The organism is Streptococcus mitis (genome assembly GCF_047463435.1).
Classification (GTDB): Bacteria; Bacillota; Bacilli; order Lactobacillales; family Streptococcaceae; genus Streptococcus; species Streptococcus mitis_DS.
Map to the genome: position 1 here is coordinate 18,967 of NZ_JASHDW010000007.1, position 23,963 is coordinate 42,929.

Sequence of the window (23,963 nt, forward strand, 5' to 3'; positions counted from 1 at the left end):
CTAACTTTTGGGGTGCAGTTCACTGCAACTGCTTTTCTATTCTTGCATGGTGTAACCGACACCACGCACGGTTTTAATGTAGCTTTTTTGACCTTTTACATCAAGCTTGCTACGTAGATAACGGATATAGACATCCACGATATTTGTTTCGGTCGCACTTTCATACTTCCAAACACTTTCCAATAACTGCTCACGAGTCAGAACTTTCTTGCTTCCCATAAGAGTAGCCAAGAGGTCATACTCACGACGGGTCAGAGCAATCATCTCTTCGCCACGATAAACGGTATGATGTTCTACATCCATACGCAGATTGCGATAAGATGTTGGAACCTTCATCTGACTACAGTGTTGGTCGATGAAGTCCCGACCTCGGAAAATCGCTGAAATACGAGCTACCAGATTATCAATAATTACTGGCTTATAGATGTAAGAAACGGCAAAGCGTTGGATTGTCTCAAGCTGGTCTTGCAATTCTTCGCGATGGTCCAAGACCATAATCACTGAGGCTGGCTTAGTCCGACTCAGCTTGTCTGCAAAATCCTGGGCTGTCATATCCCCCAGACGAGCATTCAATAAAATCAAGTCATAGTCTGTCTGAAGAGCCATGGAGAGGGCTTTTTGCCCCTCCTCAACCTGATCAACTCGGTATTGCTCTTTTTGGAGTTCCAAACTTAAAAAATGAGCTAGATTTCGTTCTTTCTCAAGTAATAAAATCCGTTTCCCCATGGCAGACCTACTTATTTTTCGTCATACCAAGAGTAGTGGAATGTTCCTTCTTTGTCTTTACGTTGGTAAGTGTGGGCACCAAAGTAGTCACGTTGTGCTTGGATCAAGTTAGCTGGAAGGTCAGCTGAACGGTAGCTATCAAAGTAAGTAATAGCTGCTGAGAAGGTTGGTACTGGTACACCAGCTTGAACAGCAAGAGCTACGATATCACGCACTGCTTGTTGGTACTTAGCAGTGACATCCAAGAAGTATTCATCTAAAAGAAGGTTAGCAAGGTCTGCATCACGGTTGTAAGCATCTGTAATCTTTTGCAAGAAACGAGAACGGATGATACAGCCATCACGCCAGATAGATGCAATATCTGCAAATGGCAAGTTCCAGTTGTTTTCTTTAGAAGCTACACGCAATTGCGCAAAACCTTGTGCGTATGAAATGATTTTTGAGAAGTAAAGGGCTTGACGGATCTTTTCAATCAACTCAGCCTTGTCTCCTTCAAATTTGAAGGCAGCTGGTTTTGGAAGAACCTTGCTTGCATGCACACGTTCTTCTTTGTAAGTAGAGATGTAACGTGCAAATACTGACTCAGTAATGAGTGACAATGGCACACCAAGGTCAAGTGATGATTGGCTAGTCCATTTACCAGTTCCCTTGTTACCTGCAGCATCAAGGATGTAGTCTACGATTGGTCCGTCTTGGCCTTCATCGTCTTTACGGCTCAAGATATCAGCTGTGATTTCGATCAAGTAGCTGTCCAATTCACCCTTGTTCCACTCAGTAAAGATTTCAGCCATATCTTCTGCAGAAAGGCCAAGCAAGTGTTGCATCAAGTCATAGCTTTCTGCGATCAATTGCATGTCACCATACTCGATACCGTTGTGAACCATTTTCACATAGTGACCAGCTCCATCAGGACCGATGTAAGTCACACATGGTTTGCCATCTTCTGGTGCTTTAGCTGAGATTTCTTCAAGAACATCCGCAACCAATTCGTAGGCCTCTTTTTGTCCACCAGGCATGATAGAAGGACCTTCAAGGGCACCTTTTTCACCACCAGAAACCCCAGTACCGATAAAGTTGATACCTGAGTTTGCCAACTCTTCATTACGACGGATGGTATCTTTGTAGAAAGTGTTTCCTCCGTCGATCAAGATATCACCTTTGTCAAGGTGTGGAAGAAGGGCTTGAATTGTAGCATCTGTACCAGGTCCAGCTTGAACCATGAGCATGATACGACGAGGTTTTTCGATTGAGTTTACAAAACTTTCAACGTCATAGCTTGGTACAAAGTTCTTTTCAGGATGGCAAGCAATTACATCTTCAGTTTTTTCTTTACTACGGTTGTAAATAGCAACTGTGTAACCACGAGATTCAATATTAAGGGCAAGGTTACGACCCATTACGGCCATACCAACAACACCAAAGTTAGCTTTTGTCATTTGACACTCCTCTTGTTTAATTTGTTTTATTTTATCATTTTTACTTTTGAAAAGAAAGAATTTTGTAACGACTGCTTAGTAGTCCAAGTCATCCGCATGTCCAGAACCATTTCCAACAAAGTATCCTGTCTTACAGTTAAGGGTAAAGAGATAGGTTCCATCTGGTTTGTAGAGGTTGTAATAACCATTGCCATTAACGATATTAACACGCTCAAGGATATATTGGTTACCAGTGATATAACCACGTGAACGTGAAGTCGCTAGAATTTGTTCTAAGACACCATCCGCGAAATCCCAGGCAGAATTATTGCTATCATCAATAGCAGACTGGTTATAAGAAACACGACTCGCACTTCTTTGAACAGCAACTCCTGCACTTGACACACCCATATTGACTTCACTGCGGGTACTTCTAGTTTCAGTTGAGGCAGTATTTGAACTACTTGGGCTTGTCTCACTAGCAGTATTTTCACTTGCTTGACTAGAGCTTGAGCTGCTAGTTTCACTTGAACTTGAGCTTGAAGCACTTGTTTGCTGGCTCTTACCAAGACTGATAGCCTTATCTAGAACTTTATCAAGCTCCGTATTTCCAGTTTTAATATCTGTAAATTTAGCATCCGATTTAGCTTTAGCGTTAGTATCCAAGACACCATCCACAATAGCTGGCTTCTCAAATTGAGCATTGACATCTTGAATGGCCTTGATTTGAGTTGCTAGGCTATCATACTTAGATTTTGCAAGCGTATATTCACGACTACCTTCTAGCTTATCAAGCAAGGTTTTCAGTTGACTCAGTTTATCAAACTGGCTATTCTTCAGAGCCGTTTTGTTGCTATCTGTATAGAAGGCATCATATAAATTATTGAATTCTTCCGCATCTGACTGCGTATTTGTAGTTGATTGAGAAGTTTGGATTTCCTTGGTCGAACGAGCCACTTGACGATAAACATAATAACCAGTTCCAAGGATAAGAACCACTAAGGCTGCTAGAATACCGTAAAGCACCCATTTCTTCTTACTTTTTCCATCTTCACTATCTGTGACTCGAGAACGCGTGAGAGCCTCTTCCGTTCCAACTAATGGTACCTCTTCCTTCTCAAATTCTTCGACAAGAGGAGCTTCTGAAACTCGTGTTAATTCTAAATCATCAAACTGACTCAATTCATCTTCTGGAACTGGAGAAGTTACTCCCGTTTCCTCACGAAGCTCTTGAAGCAAATTATCCAGAGTCTGAGTCTCCTCTACCTCTTCTTTTTCAACTAGATCATCCTTGCTAAACTGACGTGTTTCAAACTTATCTGCTTCAATTTCATCTTTATGTTGTTTCACATACTTGTCCAAGATAGAATCTCCAGGCAATACACCTGCTTCCACCTCTTCATTTTTTCGCATAGCTTCTCCAACTGTTAGCTCTTTGGCTTCATCAAAATCAAATTGCGCTTCTTGATGTTCTGCTTTATGACGATTCCGTCTTTTCTTACTCATGAGTTTTCCTTTCTACTTTACTTCCTGACGTTTAACACGCTGACCGAAATATTGATACAAATCAACTTTTAAGGTTCCATTGTACAACTTACGCTTCTTATCCGCTTGACTACCGTACTTGAGCTCAAAGGCTTCATCACTGGTTAAGATAAACTTGCTCCACGTTTTCAGCGGTGCAAATACTTGACCCATTTCAGCATAAAGCTTGGTAACTCCTGCATCATCTGACAAGCGTTCACCATAAGGTGGGTTAGAGATAATCACTCCATTTATTTTATCGGAACGTAAATCCTGCACGCGCATCTGCTTAAAGGTAATATCTCCTGCAACTCCTGCTGCCTGAGCATTGGCCTTAGCAATTTCCACCATACGTGCATCGATATCACATCCCATAATATCCAGTTCCAGCTCACGATCCACTTTCTTAGCCGCCTCTGTGCGCACTTCTTGGATCAAGCGATCGCTAATCCAGTTCCACTCCTCAAAGGCAAAGGAACGACGAAGACCAGGAGCCATCTTTCTAGCAATCATAACTGCCTCGATACAGAAAGTTCCTGAACCACAGGTCGGATCAATCAGAGGCTTGTCTGGGAACCAGTTAGAAAGTTGCAAAATAGCCGCTGCCATGTTTTCCTTGATAGGAGCGCCACCCTTTTCCGTACGATAACCACGTTTAAAGAGGCTAGTCCCTGTCGTATCAATCATGACAGTTGCTATGTCTTTAAGAATAGAGACCTCAATCTTAAACTCTGGACCATTCTCCATCAGAGGAACACCTTCTGGGCGGGCGTAGTGTTTCTGCAATTTCTTGACAACAGCTTTCTTTGAAATAGCCTGAACACTGGGCTCATTGTGAAGTTTAGATTTAACACATTTTGCTTTTGAAATTGGGAACCGAGCTCCAAGCGGTAAATAATTTTCCCAATCTAAGGCGAAAACTCCCTGAAACAACTCTTCAAAAGTCTTAGCTGGGAACGTTCCTACGATAATCTTGATACGATCTGCTGCCCGAAGCCAGAGGTTTGTTTCGATAATTGCTCTTGCATCTCCTTGAAAACGAACACGGCCGTTTTCAACCTGACAATCATAGCCCAACTCTCTCACTTCTCGTCCCACAACAGCTTCAAGACCTGCTGCAGCAGTCGCGATTAAATTAAATTCTTTTTTCATTTTACAGTCTTGTAAGACCTTTCTTTTGTTCACTTTAAAAAATGAGGTTGAGAAAGATTTCTCAGCCCCAACCTATATGCAATTTTCTATAAGCCATGTTTTGTTCCAGAAGTGACTAGGACCACTTCCTTCGATAATCATCTGTCTACCACTAACAGCCTACAGCTGATAGCAGTCAGAGTACTACGTTCGTTTCCGTGTACTCCATGCCCCGACCGAAATTTGGGTTGCTAGCTTGAGGGGTTTACCGCGTTCCACTCTCTCTGTTTCCAGAAAGACTCCGTCACTGTGGCACTTTCAAGCCTACTCTGGCCTATCCAAGGACTTAGCCATTTCGACTGCCGTAACGATCTCTCGTCCCTAGGCTTATGGATTCGCCTAGCACAAACACTACAGGCATCACAGCCTGTGCTAGCATGGACTTTCCTCATGAAAAGAAATTCTCCTCACGCGATTATCCAAAAATTGCACTTTTCAAATACACTCTTATAAATCAGAGTTATCCAAAATTTGTTTACCAAATACTTCTTTCTCAAGACGATTTAGACGTTTTAAAATATCAAAATTCGTCATAGAAGTTGTTGCTGTCATTTCAAGTGGTTCTGCTTGAACCGGTGCAGATTCAGGTTTGCGAGACAATTCTTCCTTCAACTCTGCAATTTCTTGACGGAGAGACTTGACTAAGGCAGCATAAGTTTCATAGTCCTTGATGACATCGTCCAAAAATTCATCAACTTCAACCTTACTATATCCACGGACTTCACGTCCAAACTCTTGCTCAAAAATATCTTTCGCTGAAAAAATAATACCTGCCATCTCTCTCTCCATTCTCGGTTTCTAATAGTATTATTATATAAAAAAAGGCAAACAAAAATCAAGGTCAAAGCCTTACTTTTCAGAAAAATTTTCTACTAGCTCATTTAAGTCTTCAAAGGTTAGCCTTTTTATGCGATAACCTTCCTGATTTTTCATCAAATTGTCTATAAATTTTAATTTAGTCTCATTTTCTGGGTTATAGAAAAAATAAGCTAAATCAGTATTTTCCAGCAAAAATCGTTGGTAGTCTCGTAGTTGCCCCATATGTTCATATTTAGGATAGGCATATTTGACAAAATCGACCTGCTTAAATTGGTCAAGTTTAAGCTGATTCGCTTCATTCCAATTTTCCCCGTGTGTTTCAAAATCAAAAATGGTCGCTAGGCTAAAATCATATTCGTCTTTCATCTCACCTGCAACATCAAGAACCCAGGATTCAAATCCCAAGTTCCCTGTAAAGACCAGCCATTTAATCCCTTCTTCTGCTAAACTTTCTAAATCACGGCGAATGGCTTTCTTTATAATTTTTATCCTGATATCTTTTTCATTAAACAAACCCAAGTCAAAATTAGAATATCCCATAATTAAAGCTGTAGTCATTTTTACACCTTTCTTTCTATTTTTATGGTATAATAGAGTGATGTTATTGTACCAATAAGGAGAAATATGGTCAACTATCCTCATAAAATTTCATCAAAAAAAAGCCAAACATCCATTTCTCAACCAAAAAATTTCGCAAATCGAGGAATGACTTTTGAAAAGATGATTAACGCTACAAACGACTACTATCTGACGCATGGCATGGCAGTTATCCATAAAAAGCCAACGCCTGTTCAGATTGTTCGAGTAGACTATCCTCAACGTAGTCGAGCCAAAATTGTAGAAGCCTACTTTAGACAAGCTTCCACAACAGATTACTCTGGCGTATATAGAGGACATTACATTGACTTTGAAGCTAAGGAGACACGACAAAAGAATGCTATCCCAATGAAGAACTTCCATCTTCACCAGATTCAACACATGGAACAAGTTCTAGAACAGCAGGGCATTTGCTTCGTACTACTTCATTTTTCCTCTCAACAAGAAACTTATTTGTTGCCGGCACCTGATTTGATTCGCTTTTATCATCAAGATAAGGGCCAAAAATCAATGCCACTTGGATATATTCAAGAATACGGATATTTAGTAAAGCAAGGAGCTTTCCCTCAAATTCCCTATCTCGATATTATCAAAGAACATTTACTAGGTGGTAAAACAAGATGAATAAACAAACCATTCTGCGATTCTTAAAGTATATTGGAATTACATTTCTTACCTTATTTATCGCATTATTTCTATTAGGTGGAGGTGTCTTCCTCTACTTTGTTAGCAAGGCTCCAGCCTTATCTGAAAGTAAATTAGTTGCGACAACCTCTAGCAAGATTTATGACAACAAAAACGAACTGATTGCTGACCTTGGATCTGAACGTCGAGTAAATGCTCAATCAAATGAAATTCCTACTGACTTAGTCAAGGCAATTGTGTCTATCGAAGACCACCGTTTCTTTGACCATAGAGGTGTTGATACCATCCGTATCATGGGGGCGACATTGAGAAACCTCCAAGGGAAAGGAGGGCTCCAAGGGGCTTCAACCTTGACTCAGCAATTGATTAAATTAACTTATTTCTCTACTTCAACTGCCGATCAAACCTTGTCACGTAAAGCCCAAGAAGCTTGGCTAGCCGTTCAATTAGAGCAAAAAGCAACCAAGCAAGAAATCCTGACCTACTACATCAACAAAGTCTACATGTCTAACGGTAACTATGGAATGCAAACCGCAGCCGAAAATTACTATGGAAAAGACTTGAAGGATTTAAGCTTGCCACAGTTAGCACTCCTAGCCGGAATGCCTCAAGCACCAAACCAATATGATCCATATTCCCACCCAGAAGCTGCTCTAGAGCGTCGTAACTTGGTACTTTCAGAAATGAAGGGACAGAAATATATCAGTGCAGAAGATTACGAAAAAGCTATTAATACGCCTATCACTGACGGTCTTCAAAGCTTGAAGTCAGCCAATAGTTACCCAACCTATATGGACAACTACCTCAAAGAAGTAATCAACCAAGTCGAACAAGAAACAGGCTACAACCTTCTTACCACAGGTATGGAAGTCTATACTAATGTCGACAAAAATGTTCAACAGAGACTTTGGGATGTTTACAATACAGATGAGTACGTTGCTTATCCAGATGATGAACTTCAAGTAGCTTCCACTATCGTGGATGTAACAAATGGCAAAGTCATTGCTCAGTTAGGTGCCCGTCACCAATCAAGTAATGTATCTTTCGGAATCAACCAAGCCGTTGAAACCAATCGTGACTGGGGTTCTACTATGAAACCAATCACTGACTATGCTCCCGCTTTAGAATATGGAGTCTATGACTCTACTGCTTCTATTGTACATGATGTTCCTTATAACTATCCTGGCACTGATACTCCAGTCTACAACTGGGATCATGGCTACTTTGGAAACATTACAATCCAGTATGCTCTTCAACAATCACGAAATGTCACAGCCGTTGAGACTTTGAATAAGGTCGGTCTAGATAGAGCTAAAACTTTCCTAAATGGCTTAGGTATTGATTACCCAAGCATACACTATGCTAACGCCATTTCAAGTAATACAACAGAATCTAACAAACACTACGGTGCAAGTAGTGAAAAAATGGCTGCTGCTTATGCCGCCTTTGCTAATGGTGGTATTTACCACAAACCAATGTATATCAATAAAATCGTCTTCAGTGATGGTAGTGAAAAAGAATTTTCTGATGCTGGTACACGAGCTATGAAAGAAACTACTGCCTATATGATGACCGAAATGATGAAAACTGTTTTAGCTTACGGAACCGGACGTGGTGCTTACCTACCATGGCTTCCACAAGCAGGTAAGACAGGTACTTCTAACTATACTGACGACGAAATTGAAAAGTATATCAAGAACACTGGCTACGTAGCTCCAGATGAAATGTTTGTAGGTTATACTCGTAAGTATTCTATGGCTGTATGGACTGGTTACTCAAATCGTTTAACTCCAATCGTTGGAGATGGTTTCCTAGTTGCTGCTAAGGTTTATCGCTCAATGATTTCGTATCTATCAGAAGATGACCAACCTGGAGATTGGACGATGCCAGAGGGCTTGTATAGAAATGGAGAATTTGTCTTCCAAAATAGTGCCAAAAACACTTGGAATAATCAATCTACACAACAAACGCAAATAGTAGAGAACCCAAGTACAACAACAGCTGAAAGTTCAACTACACAGGCAAGTACGACAGTTGGTCAACAACCAAATAATGCTCCAGCAACTGATCCTAATCAAGGACAAGCTGGTCAGACTGTTCAGCCAACACAACCAGTACAACCAACGCCACAGAATCCACAAGTTCAACAGCAACCACAACAGTGAGCTGAAAGAAAATCCTGAGAAGCAAAACTCAGGATTTTTTCTACAATAAAATACATTTCGTAATATCGAACATAGGATAGGCATCAATCTATTTTCTCGAAACCAAAAGAAGTTAGCTAGCAACTAACTTCTTTTTATCTTATTTCACATGTTTTGCAAGTTCTTCTTGCGCTTTTTTATTGGATTCTTCTTTTTCTTTCATCCATTTATCTTGAGCTTTTTGGTATTCATCCACAGTGACTGCCTTGTCTTGAAGTTCAAGATATTTGTATCGAAGCGGATCGCTTGTCCCCTTGTTACCTGCGAAAGCGAAAGGTAAAGTGAATGGTACCATCTTAGACAAGATTGGACGACCTGTACGAGATGTCGTTGGAATGACTAGGGCACTATCTGTCAACCATGCTTGAGCTTCGGCATACTTGTTATACCGTTTTGTAATATCTGTAGTTTCTTCCCCTGCTTCATTGACCATTTTATCATAATCATTGAGACCAACCTTCTTAGCCGCCTCATTGTCTTTTCCTGAATCAAATCCTAGATAAGTTCTCGTATTTTCCCCTACAGAAGGCTTGATGATGTCAAGATAAGTTGATGGATCTGAGAAGTCTGGTCCCCATCCAACGTTATCAGAAAGATCCCAATCCTCACCAGCAGCAGTTTGTGCAAATAAAGTAACATTCAATAGGTCATCTTTTTGTAATTGTTGAATATCAATAACCACATTATCAGATCCTAAAGTCGCTTCCAAGGATTGTTTCATAGATTGGACACGTTGAACTTTTGTAGTTGCTGTCTGATCAACAGGCATATCTAGGTGAATTGGGAACTGTACTCCTTCTGCCTGAAGAGCAGTCTTAGCCTTAGCAAATTCTGCTTTAGCTTTTTCAGGATTGTACAGACCGTCTTGAGCATCAGCAAGGTTGACATCCTTCCATTCATCCCCATAAGTCACCAATTTTTCTTTGACCATGTCACCAAAGCTTTTCCCATCTGCTTGGACAAATGTTGGTGGTACAAAAATATTACGTAAGATTTTGCTTGCACCGTTTTGTCCATTTAGCTGAGAGGCATAAGCTGTACGATCAAATCCAAAGGCAATAGCCTGACGGAAATCCTTGTTTAACAAAGCCTTTTTAGTTGAAGTCTTTTGTTCTTCACTAGTCTTAGATGTATATTTGTAAGATTGACGGTCAATATTTGTCCCTACTACATAAGTCGTAGAGTCCTGTTGTGTATAGACAATATTGTCCTTCATCTCTTTCTCAAGCTCTGCAAAACTTGCACTTGTTGGATAGAGACGAGCTGCTGAAAGGCTACCATCTTTAAAGTTTTCTGCAGGTTTGCTGGTATCTTGACCATCCCAGAATGACAATTTGACTTTGTCAATATGGACATTGTCTTTATCCCAGTAATTAGGATTCTTCGCAAATTCAACAGTAGATTTTGTTACAATAGATTTCAACAAATAAGGACCATTATACAAGATACTACTTGGATCCGTAGCTTTGGCAAAATCATCCCCTTTTGAATTTAAAAACTCTTCATTAACTGGTGCCAAAACACCCATTGTTGTTTTAGAATTCCAAAAGCTTTCAGGTTTGTTCAAAGTATATTGGACTGTTTGATCATCAATCGCTTTAATCCCAACTTGAGAGAAATCTGTAATTTCCCCTTTAGCATAGGCATCCAGTCCTTTGATTGAGTCCTGTACCAAGTATAGGGCTTCTGATTTCTTATCTGTAGCATATTTAAGACCTGTCACAAAGTCCTGAGCCTTAACAGGAGCATACTCTTCTCCTTCAGATGTGTACCACTTGGCATCCTGACGAATATTATAAGTGTAAGTCAATCCATCCTTAGAAACTGACCAGTCCTCTGCCATTGATGGCACCAAATTCCCATAGCGGTCACTCTCCAACAAACCATCAATCACATTACTAGTAATATCAGCAGTCGCTGCCTTACCAGTTGTTAAATAGTTGAGGTTATCTGGGTCTGTCTCGTAGGTAAATGCAAAGGTCTGCTCACCTTTAGTAGCAGAACCACCAGAACAAGCCGCTAATACACCTGCTGCTAATAAAGTGACTCCCGCAAGAGCCAATACTTTTCTTGTTTTCATAGTACTCTCCTTTGTTTTTCTATCCATTATAGACTCTTTTTTAAGTTCTGTCAATAGAATTTTCTGAATTTTCATGTTTAGTTGTTATTTTCTGACAACTATTTAATCTTATTTCATTTTCTAATCTCTTTTTTCACTATAAGAAAAGAGGGAACTCAGTAATTCCCTCATCTATCTATTTAAGTCATTTTTAGATTCATTAATTTAAAGCTTGCAATGCGGAAAGGAGATAAGAACCCTCACGAATTTTTTGGCCTACAACCTTAGCATTTTTGACCAAATTCTGATATTCTGCTTGAGATAAATGTTCCAATACTTCTTCTAAGTCAAGTAAACTCTCAACACTAATTCCACACTCTTTTTCTAAGACGAAATTAGCCAAAGCAGATTGTTTCCAAACAATAATAGGAAAACCAGAAGCCAAATAAAGGGAAGCCTTGTGGGAATTATTGTATCTCAAATACTCACCATATACTCCGCTACAAGTTTTAGAACTATCACCGTCCCAGACTAAACCAAAGCTTCCTTCCAACGCTGCCGGTAGTTCATCTGGAAGAAATGAACCAAAATAGGTTTCATTGGATAGCTTTCTAGCCTCATCAAAACCAACACCATAGAGGTTATATGCCGGTCTTGCAGGCAACTCATATAAGTAACCTGCTTTTTCTTGGGCTAAATTTCCAGCTACAATAATAGCTCCTTCCTTCGATAAATCTTCTTTCTCCTGATAATTCGGGATCAGATAGTCAAAAATGCCTAAACTAACTATTTTTTTCTCAGAAATCCCCTTATCAACAAGCACTGATTTCATAACTGGATTATGAGCAATAAGACCATCAGCTTGTTTCAAAAGACTAGACTCTTGAAGATGAACACGGATTTTATGCTTCAAGGGTACTGTATCCAAATTAGCATAGCGCAAAACTTCTAAATCATGGATAATAAAGTGAACCTTCACTCCTTTACGCTGCATTCTTTTGACTAAATGAGTCGTAAAGAAACTATGATGAAGCATAGGAAATTGAATCAGTAGCTGATCCCCTTCCTTCAACTTAGAGATTGCTTTGGATAGGGCTTTAGCCTTATGTCGTTGAGCTCTAATAGTCCCCATTTGATACCAATCATCTACCATCAATAACAAAGGACTATATCCCTCACGAACCACTATTTCTTCGACGTCATTTCGAGCCTTATTCCCCGCATTTCGTGCACCAGAATCCTTCAGGAATTCTTCTTTTAGATAATATTTCATCGATCAATTTTATCCTTCATTATCTTATTTAAACTCTTCCTCTACAACATTTAGAGCACGTTCAATGACTACATGCATATCGTAGTATTTATAATCAGCCAAACGACCACAGAAAATGACCTTATCATTCTGCGCTGCTTCTTCTTGATATTTAGCAAACATGGCATTGTTTCTCTCATCATTGATTGGATAATAAGGTTCATCACCACGTTTCCAATCAGCTGGGTATTCACGAGTAATAACCGTCTTCTCTTGTGTTCCGTATTCAAAGTGTTTATGCTCAATAATACGAGTATAAGGAATTTCACGTTCTGTGTAGTTTACAACAGCATTTCCTTGATAGTTTTCTTCATCTAGAACTTCATGCTCAAAACGAAGACTACGGTATTCTAACTCACCATGTTTATAGTCAAAGTATTGGTCAATCATCCCTGTAAAGACAACTTTTTCAGTAGAAGCTTCTAATTCCTGACGATTGGCAAAAAAGTCAACTCCAAGTTCTACTTCAACATCTTTCAGCATATTTTCGATAATGACATTATAGCCACCGATTGGAATCCCTTGGTAACGGTCATTGAAGTAGTTATTATCAAAAGTCAAACGAACTGGTAGACGTTTGATGATAAACGGCGGAAGGTCAGTCGCAGAACGTCCCCATTGCTTTTCAGTATAGCCTTTGATCAACTTTTCATAAATATCTGGACCGATCAACTTAATAGCTTGCTCTTCCAAATTTTTAGGTTCAACGTCCTTCATATGAGCCGTTTGCTCAGCAATCTTAACTTTGACTTCTTGAGGAGTTTTTGTTCCCCACATAGCATAGAAAGTATTCATATTGAAAGGTAGATTATAAAGGCTACCCTTGTAATAAGCTACAGGCGAGTTGATGTAGTTGTTGAATTCAGCGAATTGATTAACATAATCCCAAACTTTCTTATTAGAAGTATGGAAGATATGGGCACCATATTTATGAACATTAACACCTTCTACATTCTCACAGTAGATATTTCCACCAATGTGGTCACGTTTATCAATCACTTTTACTTTTTTTCCACGCTTGGTTGCTTCATAAGCAAAAATTGCTCCCGACAAACCAGCACCAACGATTAGATAGTCGTACATATTACACTCCTTTATTAGACTCGACACTTTTGTAGCATTGTAAAGTTATCCTCATTAAAATATCATGCAAAAATAGATTTTAAAAATTTTTTTTGAAATATTAGTTAGAATAGTTCATTTTATGAAGAAAAATAATTTTGTAAATCAAAAAAATTCATTTCATCAGTTTAACAACTCCGTTTTATCCAAAGGATTAAAATTATTCAACGATTTATTAACAAAAGTATTTTTTGTGAACAACAAAAACATGAATATATTGTAAGTCGGGACAAACCAAAAAGCTTCAATCATGCAGTTTAGAGCCACTAAAGATAATATTACTACATATAAATATTGCCCCTGCTTATACTGTTCTCTCGAAATTACAACATACAGACATATAAGTAGCACAAGAGGTATAACACCATATGTAAATAACATTTGAACATACGATGAATCTACGTAGTTATAATCAATAACAGCCTCCGTTTTACCTCCTGACCCTTTAAATAATACGTCTCTAGTTCCAAAAAGATGTACACCAAAAGTATTAAATGCATTTTTCCCCAAAGCTAATCTACCTGTAATTAATTTATTGATAGATACTAAAAATGGAGATCCCCAAGAGAAAATATAAGATAAATACATCATTATTGACGAACATAGAACTACAGAATAAGGGAAAATTGAATAGATCCGAAATTTCTTATCTTCATTAAAATAGAAAAATATAAAAATAATTGTTGCTAAAATAATTGATAAGCCATTTAAACGTGCATCACAATATTTTATAACAAAGAAAGATAAAAGTACACCTATTAGAGATCTAATCCATATAAATTTATCTTTTAATAAATAAGAAAAAGCCAAGAAAATATAGAAACAGTGGGATGCAAAATCTGTAGGATAGATAAATCCAAACGAATTCCGAATAACTCCTTCACGATTATATTGTAGATTGGGTACTGCACCTGAGAGAGATAAAAGAAATACACTTAGTACAAGAAAACCTGCTACAATGACATACGTTTTCAAAACTACTTTCATATCTACATTAACTAATAAAACTAGAAGGGCTGAATAAATAAGAAAATTAAGTTTTCCAGTCTGAAAATATACTAAAATTCCTGATAATAATAGCAAAGAAGAAAATATTAGATATTTAAATGAAATACGTGTTGGAAACATAAAACGAAGACCTAATAACAAAACTACTAATAAAAGATAATTTGCTTTAGCTTGAAAAAAAGTTTTATCCAGCATTGTAGTAGAAATAGTATTAAAAAATATCACTACAGATACAACAATACTAACCAGTAGATTTTCAAATTTAATTTTTATCATATTATTTATTTGGTAAAGAATAATATAGAATGAACATAATTGATAATTTTTATATATTATTTAATATTTTTAAACTTTTAGTTCATCTACAATCTTCCATCCTTCCCTTTCTAGACTTTTTCAATCAACTAACTTAGCTAAAACAAATTCTTGCAAAAATAACTTTGATTATTTCTGTATAGATTATCATCATACTAATTATTTAACAGCTGCTCTTTTATCTCCTTTAAGCCAACTATTTTAAATATTAAAATTAGCAAACCATAAAGTATCGCCCCCACAATAGCACATACAACAACATTAACAATAGGTGTAAAAGTCAAAATTGACTTCAAAAATGAAAGGGTAACATACATAAGAATTGATGCTGAAAATATTTTAATAGTTGATTTAAAAATTGGTACATCTTTTAAATATTTTCTTGTAAAATACAATTGGATAACCCATACAAATACTTCTGTTAATACAGAAACAATCGCAGCCCCAATATATCCAAATTCAGGCAGTAAAAGTAAATTTAAACCAACACTAATAATTGCTGGAACCGTTGTTGAAATCAAAAATTCTTTGTTCTTATTATGAGGTATCAAAATTTGAATCCCCATAATGTTCGTCCAACCAATAAAAAACATCCTAAAAATCATGATTGCAATAGCATATCTTGCTTCTTGAAAGTCATTTCCTAAGAAAAATTTCACAAAGTCATTATTGATAATTAACATACCTGCAATAGTCGGAAAAATCACAAGATTGTATATCAAGAAAGATAATTGATTCATGCGATTCACAGACTTCTTATCCCCTGTTGATAAAAGATTCGAAACACGTGGTAGCATAACACTACCCAGTGAAGTTACCAAAGTAAGTAGGATATTTACCAACTTTAAAGATTGATCATAAATTCCAACATCTGTTGTTGATGCTAAAGCTCCAAGCATTGTCCTATTTAACGTAACATATAAAGATATCGCTATTTGAGGTAAAAACAGTAATATCACCGGTTTAAGATGTTTCTTGGCATAATTGAAGTCAAATTGTGGCTTACCTATAAATTCTAGAGCTGGCAGCCACATACTTAATTGTCCTAAAAATTCAAATATAGTTAATAAAAAGACATATAGATATAAATCATTCTGAGACTTTATGAACAAAAATATTGAAATAACACCTATGAGTTTGACAGTGATATTTCTAACAGTTATCTTTCTAAAATCTTCTAGTCCTTGAAAAAGCCAAGTAATATCTAATCCCCTAGATAATAGAGATAATACCAATATATATGCTACTGGATTTTGCATAAATGAAAATGAAAAGCACAGACCAATATATAGAAATATCGATATACAAGTCGCAGTAAACTGCAAGGTATAAATACCCCAAAAATTATTAGGGATATTATTTCTATGAGCTGAAATCTCTTTTGTCCCATAATTAGCTACTCCTAATGTTGCCAAAAAAATAAAGTAAGCAACAATCGAATTAAAATAGCCAAAAGTTCCTAAATCATTTGAACTGAAAACCCTTGTAACATACGGTGTTGTTATGAAAGGTAGTACAATGGTTAGTAATTGATAAGAGAGATTGTAAGCATAGTTTTTTAAAACCTTCATGACTATCTAACCCATTTTCCCTCTGACTTTTTTATACAATTTTGCAGATACGAGAAACAATATATATTTCAATTTATTTTTCCTTGTAACATTTGAATTCGGAATAACATCTTTGAAATATTGAATGTATTCTTTTCTAATTTTATTAACTTCAGCATACATATCTGAACTAAGCATAGCATGTACAATATGCAGACCATTAAAAACATAGCGAACATTCAAGGCTCTTCTCATATCCCTATCACCTGAATAGTCTCGTTCAACATAACTTCTATTCCATTCCATTGCCTTGTAAAAATCTAAGAGACGATCACTATACTTAGAATTTACAATACTTCCTGGTCTTCGATAGTATTTATAAAGATTTAGATCACTAACAGCAATATTTTCACAGAAAGCAATATGCTCATAAGCAAGAGCTAAATCTTCATACAACATCCCATTAGGATATGGAAACCTTAATAAAATTTCTTTCTTATATAGTTTACCACCTGAATGTGTCCCAACATAATTTCCATAAAACATTTGTTCTAAAGCTGTTCTACGATCTAATTTTCCAGAATATTTCTCTCTGAAATCTCCTAGGAAATCACTATTTTCATAGTTTCTAACTTCAATCACTGGAGTTGCTACAAGATCAACTCTATACTTATCTCTAAGTTCTACTAAATATTCAATGGCTCTATGGTCATAATAATCGTCTGAATCAATGAAAACAATCCAATCTGTTGAAGATTCTTTTACCCCAGTATTGCGGGCATTGGACAATCCCCCATTTTCAATATGCAGAACTTTTATTCTGTCATCTTCTCGAGCATATTGGTCACAAATTTCTCCAGAACTATCCGTCGAACCATCATCTACTAAGATTATTTCAATATTTTTATATGTTTGTTGTCTTAGACTTTCTACACAATAACTCAAATAGTTCTCAACATTGTACACTGGTACAACAATAGAAATCTGATCCATTATGATAATCCTTCCAAAATGATATCAACAATACGCTCACAAGCTTTTCCATCTCCATATGGATTACTTGCTTTACTCATCTTGCTGTACTCTGTTTCATCTTCTAAAAGCAGTTTGAAATTAGTATAAATATTTTCTTCTTCTGTTCCTACTAATTTCAAGGTTCCTGCAGCAATCCCCTCTGGACGTTCTGTTGTATCACGCATTACCAATACTGGTTTACCTAAAGAAGGTGCTTCTTCTTGTACACCACCCGAATCTGTTAAAATCATGTAGCTTTGATTCATAAAATTATGGAAATCAATGACTTCTAGAGGTTCAATGATTTTCATACGTTCATTGTCGCCAAACACCTTACTTGCTAACTCACGAACCTTAGGATTCTTATGAATAGGATATACGACTTTAACTTCTTCAAATTCATTCAGGATACGATTAACTGCGTTAAACATATTTTCCATGGGTTGACCAAGATTTTCACGTCGATGAGCTGTCAACATGATGAGTTTACTATCCTTAGCCCACTCTAAAATAGGATGGTCATAATGATCTTGAACGGTTGTCTTCAAGGCATCAATAACAGTATTTCCAGTAACATAAATATTTTCTCTTCCCTCTTTTAAAAGATTCTCTTTAGCCACTTCTGTGGGAGCAAAATTGAAATCTGCAATAATTGAAGTGGTCTGACGATTAAATTCTTCAGGAAATGGGCTTTGAAGATTATAAGTTCTCAATCCTGCCTCTACATGTCCAACTTTAATTCCCATGTAAAATGCAGCTAAAGCTGTCGCAAAAGTGGTTGTAGTATCCCCATGAACAAGAACAATATCTGGTTTTTCCTGCTCTAAAACTGCTTGAATTTTATCTAAAATACTTGTCGTGATTGTAAATAGTGTTTGATTTGCCTTCATAATTCCTAAATCATAATCAGGAACAACTTTAAAGACATCTAAAACTTGCTCTAACATTTCTTTATGTTGACCAGTTACACATACAAGTGTTTTGATTGAATCATTTTTCTTCAGTTCATTCACTAAGGGACACATTTTTATTGCTTCTGGACGCGTCCCAAAAACTAACATTACTTTTTTCATTTCGAATCCCCCATTAGTTTTTGATAAAATTTACGATAATTCTCTAAAAATAAAGGATAACTAAACTTCTCTTCATAATCTTTTTTAGCTTGATGAGCTAACCTAGTTCTAAGAGTTGAGTCAGTCGCCAGACTCTCAATAGCAGAAGCTAAGGCCCTAGCATCTTTAGCAGGAACCAAGATCCCATTTTCATTTGTAACAACTTCGTTTAATCCCGGTATATCCGTGGCAACTAAGGTTTTGCTATTCATAAATGCCTCAATGGCAACTAGGCCAAATCCTTCAAATACTGAAGGCAAAACACAAAAATCAAAACTATTGATACATTCTACTATATCCTTGCGATATCCTAAAAAAGATACTTTATCTTCCAGATTTAGTTCTTTAACCTTGTTTTCTAGTTCGGCTCTAAGCTCTCCATCCCCAACGATAAATAAACGAAGTTTTTCATCTGAAATCAAAGAAATCGCATCAAGCAGATAAGTCAAACCTTTTTGTTTAGATAATCTTGCAATACAGCCTAGCTTGATTCCATCAAACTTCATAATCTCATCAACTTGTCTATCTGACTGTTTCAAGATCACTCCGTTATAGATAACAGTGCTGTCTGTCACTCCCACATCATCTTTCAAATTTTTATTAACTGCTTGACCAACTGCAATACTATAGGCATTTTTCAGTGAAAATCTATATAAAGGCAACTTATCTTTAAAGACATTATGAGCAGTGTAAACATGGACTAGCTTGGGATTTATCAGTTTTAATAAACGAATATAAAAAGCTGCCATACGATGATGCGTATGAACCAGAGTAATCTTATTTGTCTTAATAATTTGATAAATAGTAAGAAGCAACTTCAAAACAGTAAGAGGATTTTTGCTGTCTATATCGTGAATTTTATGATGGATAATTCCTTGGGCATCTAATTTTGGTTCCCAAAGGCCTCCTGTAGAAGCAACATGTACACTATCAAATTCATCTTGCAAATCAGAACTCAACTGATACACGATTCTCTCAGCACCACCAATATCCATCGTTCGTGAAATATGTAAAATATTATTTTTTCGTTTTTCGTTTCTCATCTAAAACTCGCTTAATAAAGGTAACATTCCCTACAAAGTATCGTTTAAAGAGACGCTTTGGTTCATTAGCAACTCGGAATAACCACTCCAAGTTTGATTTTTGCATCCAAAGTGGAGCACGTTGAATGTGACCAGACAGTACGTCAAAGCTACCACCTACACCCATAAAAATAGAATTCACTCCATTATCCATAAATTTTTGGATGATGTATTCTTTTTTAGGTGAAGTAATTCCAACAAATACAAAGTCGGGATTCTTTTCACGAATATCTTCCTGAATATCTTGCTCATCTTCCTCAGAAAAATAACCATTACGATGTCCAACAACTCGTAGATTTGGATACTCTTCTTTGAAATTTTGTAACATATCTTGCAAAACTTCTTCTTTAGCACCAAAGAAATACACTGAATAAGATTTCTCATCGGCTAATTTTAATAATCTTTGCATTAAATCAATTCCAGCAACTCGTTCTGGAACTTGGTAGCCCAAAAATCGAGAGGCTAGAACGACTGATGCACCATCTGCATTGATGATTTCAGAATCATTAACTATCTTTTTAATGACTTCATCTGATTGACATTGGTTAATCTTATCAGCGTTTACGCCCATTAAATGAAGAGGGCGTTGTTCAATGACAAAATTCTCAACCGCCTGTACTGTTTCATCCATTGTTAAAGGGTCAATCCTGACCCCCATTAAATCAAAACTATTCAAATTAATCTCCCCATGTAGACTCGAAATGACCCTTACGTTCTGCTTCTTCGGGTAACTTCATGTAATCACCGTATATTTTTGTTAAATATTCATCTGGGTTTGCATGGCAACTGATTTCCAAGTTCTCAAACTCTAATAATTGTGGTTCACCGAATACTTCTTTTCTAGCAAGTTCACGTTCTCTGTAGGAACCTAATACATTACCTACTATTGAACTAGTTTCAAAATCATATTGTTTAATTAGATTTTGTAATTTGTTGTTAATAGTGGTTGTTTTTAGAAGTTTATTTAGTTTCAAAACTTTTGATATACTCACAATTGCATTTTCAAAACTTCCCCGATCTCTGTCATGTAAACGATCGATTACAGAAATTTTAGAAAGTGCTCGATAGAGTTTAATTTTGTTTGTATGAATAAAATAATAAAAACGATCATCTGGATAACCATCCAGAGGGAAAATATCTATGAATGGACTACATAGTTCATCTCCAAATGGAATTTGTAAAGATGTATCCATAATAGAGGTATTACCTAAATTATCATCGTGAAGCCTCAAGATAACATGTTCTGGAAGTTCCTTTTTACAAATAGATATAAATTTTTCATAATCTTTTCGAGGCATCCCTAAATCCATATCATCATCCCAAGGAATAAATCCTTTATGACGAATTGCTCCTAGCAATGTTCCTCCCAAAGCATAATATCTTAAATCATGTTTACTACAAATAGCAATATAACTTTTCAATAAAGATAATTCTCCTAGTTGAATTTCCCTCACTTTATTCATAATTTTACTTCGCTCCATCCCTCATAAATACAACTTTAACTGTTTTTAGTAGAATTTCAATATCTTTCCAAATTGTCCAATCGTCTATATAAGCTACATCTAATTTAACAACTTCATCAAAATTCTTAATCTCACTTCTACCACTAACTTGCCAAAGTCCAGTGATACCTGGTTTAAAACTCAATCGACGTTTTTGTTCAGGTGTGTATGTCTCATATTCATCAACTGTTGGCGGTCTTGTTCCAACTAGACTCATATCCCCTTTCAAAACATTCCAAAATTGAGGGAGTTCATCCAAGCTAGTTTTACGGATAAAGCGCCCAATGTTTGTGGTGCGAGGATCATTATCCATCTTAAACATACCACCCTGCATAGTATTTTTCTCCAACAATTCTCTCTTTTTATCCTCAGCATCAATACACATTGATCTAAATTTATAAAAAGTAAAATGTCGACCGTTTTTTCCTATACGTGTCTGGGCAAAAATAGCAGGCCCACCATCTTTTCTAATAGCTGGAACTAGAACTATACTGACTAAGCCACAAATCATTAAACCAAAAATAGAACCAATAATATCTATGACACGCTTAGCAATGACATGACTATTTTTATAAAATTTCGTCGAAAAGGTAATGACATTTAGACCAGCCATCCCACGGATTTTCTTGTCACGCCCTAGATTATGGTCAAAAGCATTTAGATTAACTGTTACATCAATTCCCATCGTTTCAAAACGAGAAATAAATTCACCAATATCATATTCTTCACTAGGAAGATTGATAAACACTTCGTCCACAACTTCGTGAGTTGCAAAATTTAAAATATCTTCGACTGGTACGACTGTAATAGTATCATGTTGGAAATTAGGTTTATCTAATACACTAACTGCCACCAGTTCTCCAAAGAAATCACCAGCATCAAGTAATTTATCCATCACTTTCTCAACTCTAGATGTTGCTGTAATCAAGAATAGTTTTTTACTCCATTTCAAATTAGGAAATATCCGTTTCGAATAATACTTGATAAAAATATTGACTAGATACATTAGAATCGAGTGTAAGGTTAAGAAATACACCATGCCTCGTCTAGAGATGCTAAAGCGTTCTTCTAAAAAGAAATTGGAAAGACTAATTGCCAACGCAAAGAAAATGATATATTTTGTCAAGCGAACAAGCTCACGTAAATATCCTCTTTTAAAAAAATCTTGACCGAAATCACTAAAATAAAATACTATGTAGTGGAGAATATATAGGACAATCATTGTTGTTGAAAGAATATCTGTCTCTTTAACAAAACTAAGAAAATACCCCAGTAACACTACTATAAAACTCTGGATTACTGCCAGAGATATTTTTATCCCTTTCTCTTCCATAACTACTTCCTAGTTTATTTTTTACTTTTTCCCATAATTGCCATAAGCTCCATAAGCTCCATAACCACCATAAGCTCCGTATTTTTCAACTTCGGTGTTGAATTTATTTAGAACTACACCTAAAAAAGGAGTCCCTGTTTGTTCTAACTGTTCCTTCGCCTTTAAGACATCACGTCGTTTTGTCTCTCCAGCTGCCGTAACCAAGATAGAAGCATCACATTTTTGTGTAATGATAGCGGCGTCAATAACCATCCCAATCGGTGCAGTATCCACAATGACATAGTCAAAATACTTACGTAGGGTATCAATCATGGTATGGAAATTTTCACTCTGCAGGAGGGCCGTTGGATTAGGTGATGTCGGTCCTGCCTGAATAACAAATAGGTTATCAATATTGGTATCACAGAGACCATTTGAAAGATCAGTAGTCCCTGCCAAAAAGTCAGTCAATCCAGTAATTTTTTCTCTTGACTTGAAGACACCAGACATAACTGAATTACGGATATCCGCATCTACTAGTAATGTTTTATAGCCTGCACGTGCGAAAGCCCAGGCGATATTAGTTGAAGTTGTAGATTTCCCTTCACCAGGTTTGACAGATGAGATGGCAAGAACTTTCAAATTATCACCACTCAATTGAATATTGGTGCGCAAAGCATTATAGTGTTCTTCAGCTTTTTTAGCAAAATCTAAACGCTTTTGTGCGATTTCTAATGTTGGCATATTTTCTCCCTTACTTTAACTTATCCAAATCTGGAACAATTCCTAAAAGTGCGACATGCATGACTTCTTCGACATCTTCTGGTCGCTTGACACGATCGTCCAATAATTCAAGCAATAAGACTGAAATAACCATCACTGCGCCACCTACTAGGAAAGCAAGCGCAGTATTTCGACGAATATTAGGTGAGGATGGAGTTAGTGCCGGTCTCGCTTCCTCTAGTGTTGTCACATCAGATACACGAGTTACAGAAATGATTTTTTCCGATGCAACCTCACGAAGAGCATTGGCGATACGGCTCGCTTCTTCTGGCTGTGCATCTTTTACAGCAATTGACACGATACGAGTATCTACAGGCACTGTTACCTGAATCTTCTTGCTTAATGCCTTAACTGTTTTCTCTAGTTTAAGATTTGAAATGACTTTCTCCAGTACATCTTGCGAAAGGATAATTTCCTTATAGTCTTTTACCAGGTAAGTACCAGCCTGCAAATCCTGGTTGGTCAAACCTGCTTTTTCTGATTGATTTCGATTAACCACATAAATACGTGTTGTACTAGAGTACTCAGGTGTTAGTACAAAACTGCTTACACCGAAAGCTAGGACAGCTGCTACAATCGCAGTCAAGATGATAGCGATTTTCTTCTTCCAAAGGATTTTAAATAATTGGACAATGTCAATTGCGATTTCTTTATTTTCTTTCATGTCAACT

The 23,963-nt window shown here is 36.7% G+C and carries 21 protein-coding genes and 1 other RNA gene; 2 read left to right on the forward strand and 20 right to left on the reverse strand.

The features are described from left to right. Window positions 1-36 precede the first annotated feature (36 nt). From QM843_RS05515 to QM843_RS05545, 7 genes are all read right to left on the reverse strand, one after another. Entirely contained in the window at window positions 37-726 is a 690-nt protein-coding gene (locus QM843_RS05515; RefSeq protein ID WP_203180367.1) for a response regulator transcription factor, read from the reverse strand. A gap of 11 nt (window positions 727-737) precedes the next feature. Further along, window positions 738-2,162 carry an NADP-dependent phosphogluconate dehydrogenase gene (gene gndA, locus QM843_RS05520; RefSeq protein ID WP_000158778.1) on the reverse strand — a complete coding sequence of 475 codons (1,425 nt, stop codon included), beginning with the start codon at window positions 2,160-2,162 and terminating at the stop codon, window positions 738-740. A 75-nt stretch (window positions 2,163-2,237) separates the two neighbouring features. Then, window positions 2,238-3,647, reverse strand: coding sequence for a cell division site-positioning protein MapZ (gene mapZ / locus QM843_RS05525; RefSeq protein WP_414304403.1), 1,410 nt, complete (start codon window positions 3,645-3,647; stop codon window positions 2,238-2,240). Between the two features lie 12 nt (window positions 3,648-3,659). Continuing rightward, window positions 3,660-4,817, reverse strand: a complete 1,158-nt coding sequence (locus QM843_RS05530; protein WP_414304404.1) for a THUMP domain-containing class I SAM-dependent RNA methyltransferase — start codon at window positions 4,815-4,817, stop codon at window positions 3,660-3,662. 84 nt (window positions 4,818-4,901) lie between these two features. Continuing rightward, window positions 4,902-5,283: RNase P RNA component class B (gene rnpB / locus QM843_RS05535), an RNA gene on the reverse strand. A 20-nt stretch (window positions 5,284-5,303) separates the two neighbouring features. Beyond that, window positions 5,304-5,633, reverse strand: coding sequence for a cell division regulator GpsB (gene gpsB, locus QM843_RS05540; protein WP_023946600.1), 330 nt, complete (start codon window positions 5,631-5,633; stop codon window positions 5,304-5,306). 72 nt (window positions 5,634-5,705) lie between these two features. After that, the gene (locus tag QM843_RS05545) at window positions 5,706-6,233 is read right to left on the reverse strand and encodes an SLOG family protein (protein WP_414304432.1); all 528 of its coding nucleotides are present in this window, start codon (window positions 6,231-6,233) and stop codon (window positions 5,706-5,708) included. A 66-nt stretch (window positions 6,234-6,299) separates the two neighbouring features. Here QM843_RS05545 and recU point away from each other — a divergent pair, with 66 nt between their 5' ends. Both recU and pbp1a read left to right on the forward strand, forming a co-directional pair. After that, on the forward strand, window positions 6,300-6,896 hold the full coding sequence (gene recU / locus QM843_RS05550; protein ID WP_000248751.1) for a Holliday junction resolvase RecU: 597 nt from the start codon (window positions 6,300-6,302) through the stop codon (window positions 6,894-6,896). Further along, window positions 6,893-9,082 (forward strand): penicillin-binding protein PBP1A, encoded by a 2,190-nt coding sequence (gene pbp1a, locus QM843_RS05555; RefSeq protein ID WP_414304405.1) that lies wholly within the window; start codon window positions 6,893-6,895, stop codon window positions 9,080-9,082. Before recU ends, pbp1a begins: the two co-directional genes overlap by 4 nt. Window positions 9,083-9,221: 139 nt before the next feature. On the opposite strand, the gene QM843_RS05560 is transcribed toward pbp1a, so the two are convergent. From QM843_RS05560 to QM843_RS05620, 13 genes are all read right to left on the reverse strand, one after another. Then, complete coding sequence (locus QM843_RS05560) at window positions 9,222-11,201, reverse strand: peptide ABC transporter substrate-binding protein (RefSeq protein WP_414304406.1); 1,980 nt, start codon at window positions 11,199-11,201, stop codon at window positions 9,222-9,224. Between the two features lie 199 nt (window positions 11,202-11,400). Then, entirely contained in the window at window positions 11,401-12,453 is a 1,053-nt protein-coding gene (locus QM843_RS05565; RefSeq protein ID WP_203212673.1) for a sugar transferase, read from the reverse strand. A gap of 24 nt (window positions 12,454-12,477) precedes the next feature. After that, a complete protein-coding gene (gene glf, locus QM843_RS05570) occupies window positions 12,478-13,575 on the reverse strand; it encodes a UDP-galactopyranose mutase (protein ID WP_203212672.1) in 1,098 nt (365 codons plus the stop codon). A 162-nt stretch (window positions 13,576-13,737) separates the two neighbouring features. Beyond that, window positions 13,738-14,898, reverse strand: coding sequence for a polysaccharide polymerase (locus QM843_RS05575; protein ID WP_237447054.1), 1,161 nt, complete (start codon window positions 14,896-14,898; stop codon window positions 13,738-13,740). 194 nt (window positions 14,899-15,092) lie between these two features. Then, window positions 15,093-16,508 carry a flippase gene (locus QM843_RS05580; RefSeq protein WP_247933463.1) on the reverse strand — a complete coding sequence of 472 codons (1,416 nt, stop codon included), beginning with the start codon at window positions 16,506-16,508 and terminating at the stop codon, window positions 15,093-15,095. A 6-nt stretch (window positions 16,509-16,514) separates the two neighbouring features. After that, on the reverse strand, window positions 16,515-17,480 hold the full coding sequence (locus QM843_RS05585) for a glycosyltransferase family 2 protein (RefSeq protein WP_237447056.1): 966 nt from the start codon (window positions 17,478-17,480) through the stop codon (window positions 16,515-16,517). Further along, complete coding sequence (gene wecB / locus QM843_RS05590) at window positions 17,480-18,574, reverse strand: non-hydrolyzing UDP-N-acetylglucosamine 2-epimerase (protein ID WP_125446901.1); 1,095 nt, start codon at window positions 18,572-18,574, stop codon at window positions 17,480-17,482. Before wecB ends, QM843_RS05585 begins: the two co-directional genes overlap by 1 nt. Continuing rightward, entirely contained in the window at window positions 18,571-19,656 is a 1,086-nt protein-coding gene (locus QM843_RS05595; RefSeq protein ID WP_125446899.1) for a glycosyltransferase family 4 protein, read from the reverse strand. The genes wecB and QM843_RS05595 overlap by 4 nt, the downstream gene beginning before the upstream one ends. Next, entirely contained in the window at window positions 19,631-20,353 is a 723-nt protein-coding gene (locus QM843_RS05600) for a WecB/TagA/CpsF family glycosyltransferase (protein ID WP_237447111.1), read from the reverse strand. Before QM843_RS05600 ends, QM843_RS05595 begins: the two co-directional genes overlap by 26 nt. A gap of 19 nt (window positions 20,354-20,372) precedes the next feature. Beyond that, complete coding sequence (locus tag QM843_RS05605; RefSeq protein WP_203212695.1) at window positions 20,373-21,158, reverse strand: LicD family protein; 786 nt, start codon at window positions 21,156-21,158, stop codon at window positions 20,373-20,375. 4 nt (window positions 21,159-21,162) lie between these two features. Beyond that, complete coding sequence (locus QM843_RS05610; RefSeq protein ID WP_414304407.1) at window positions 21,163-22,530, reverse strand: sugar transferase; 1,368 nt, start codon at window positions 22,528-22,530, stop codon at window positions 21,163-21,165. A gap of 21 nt (window positions 22,531-22,551) precedes the next feature. Further along, window positions 22,552-23,253 (reverse strand): tyrosine-protein kinase, encoded by a 702-nt coding sequence (locus QM843_RS05615; protein ID WP_203212667.1) that lies wholly within the window; start codon window positions 23,251-23,253, stop codon window positions 22,552-22,554. A gap of 10 nt (window positions 23,254-23,263) precedes the next feature. Further along, entirely contained in the window at window positions 23,264-23,956 is a 693-nt protein-coding gene (locus QM843_RS05620) for a CspC family polysaccharide chain length determinant protein (protein WP_414304408.1), read from the reverse strand. Window positions 23,957-23,963: the final 7 nt, after the last annotated feature.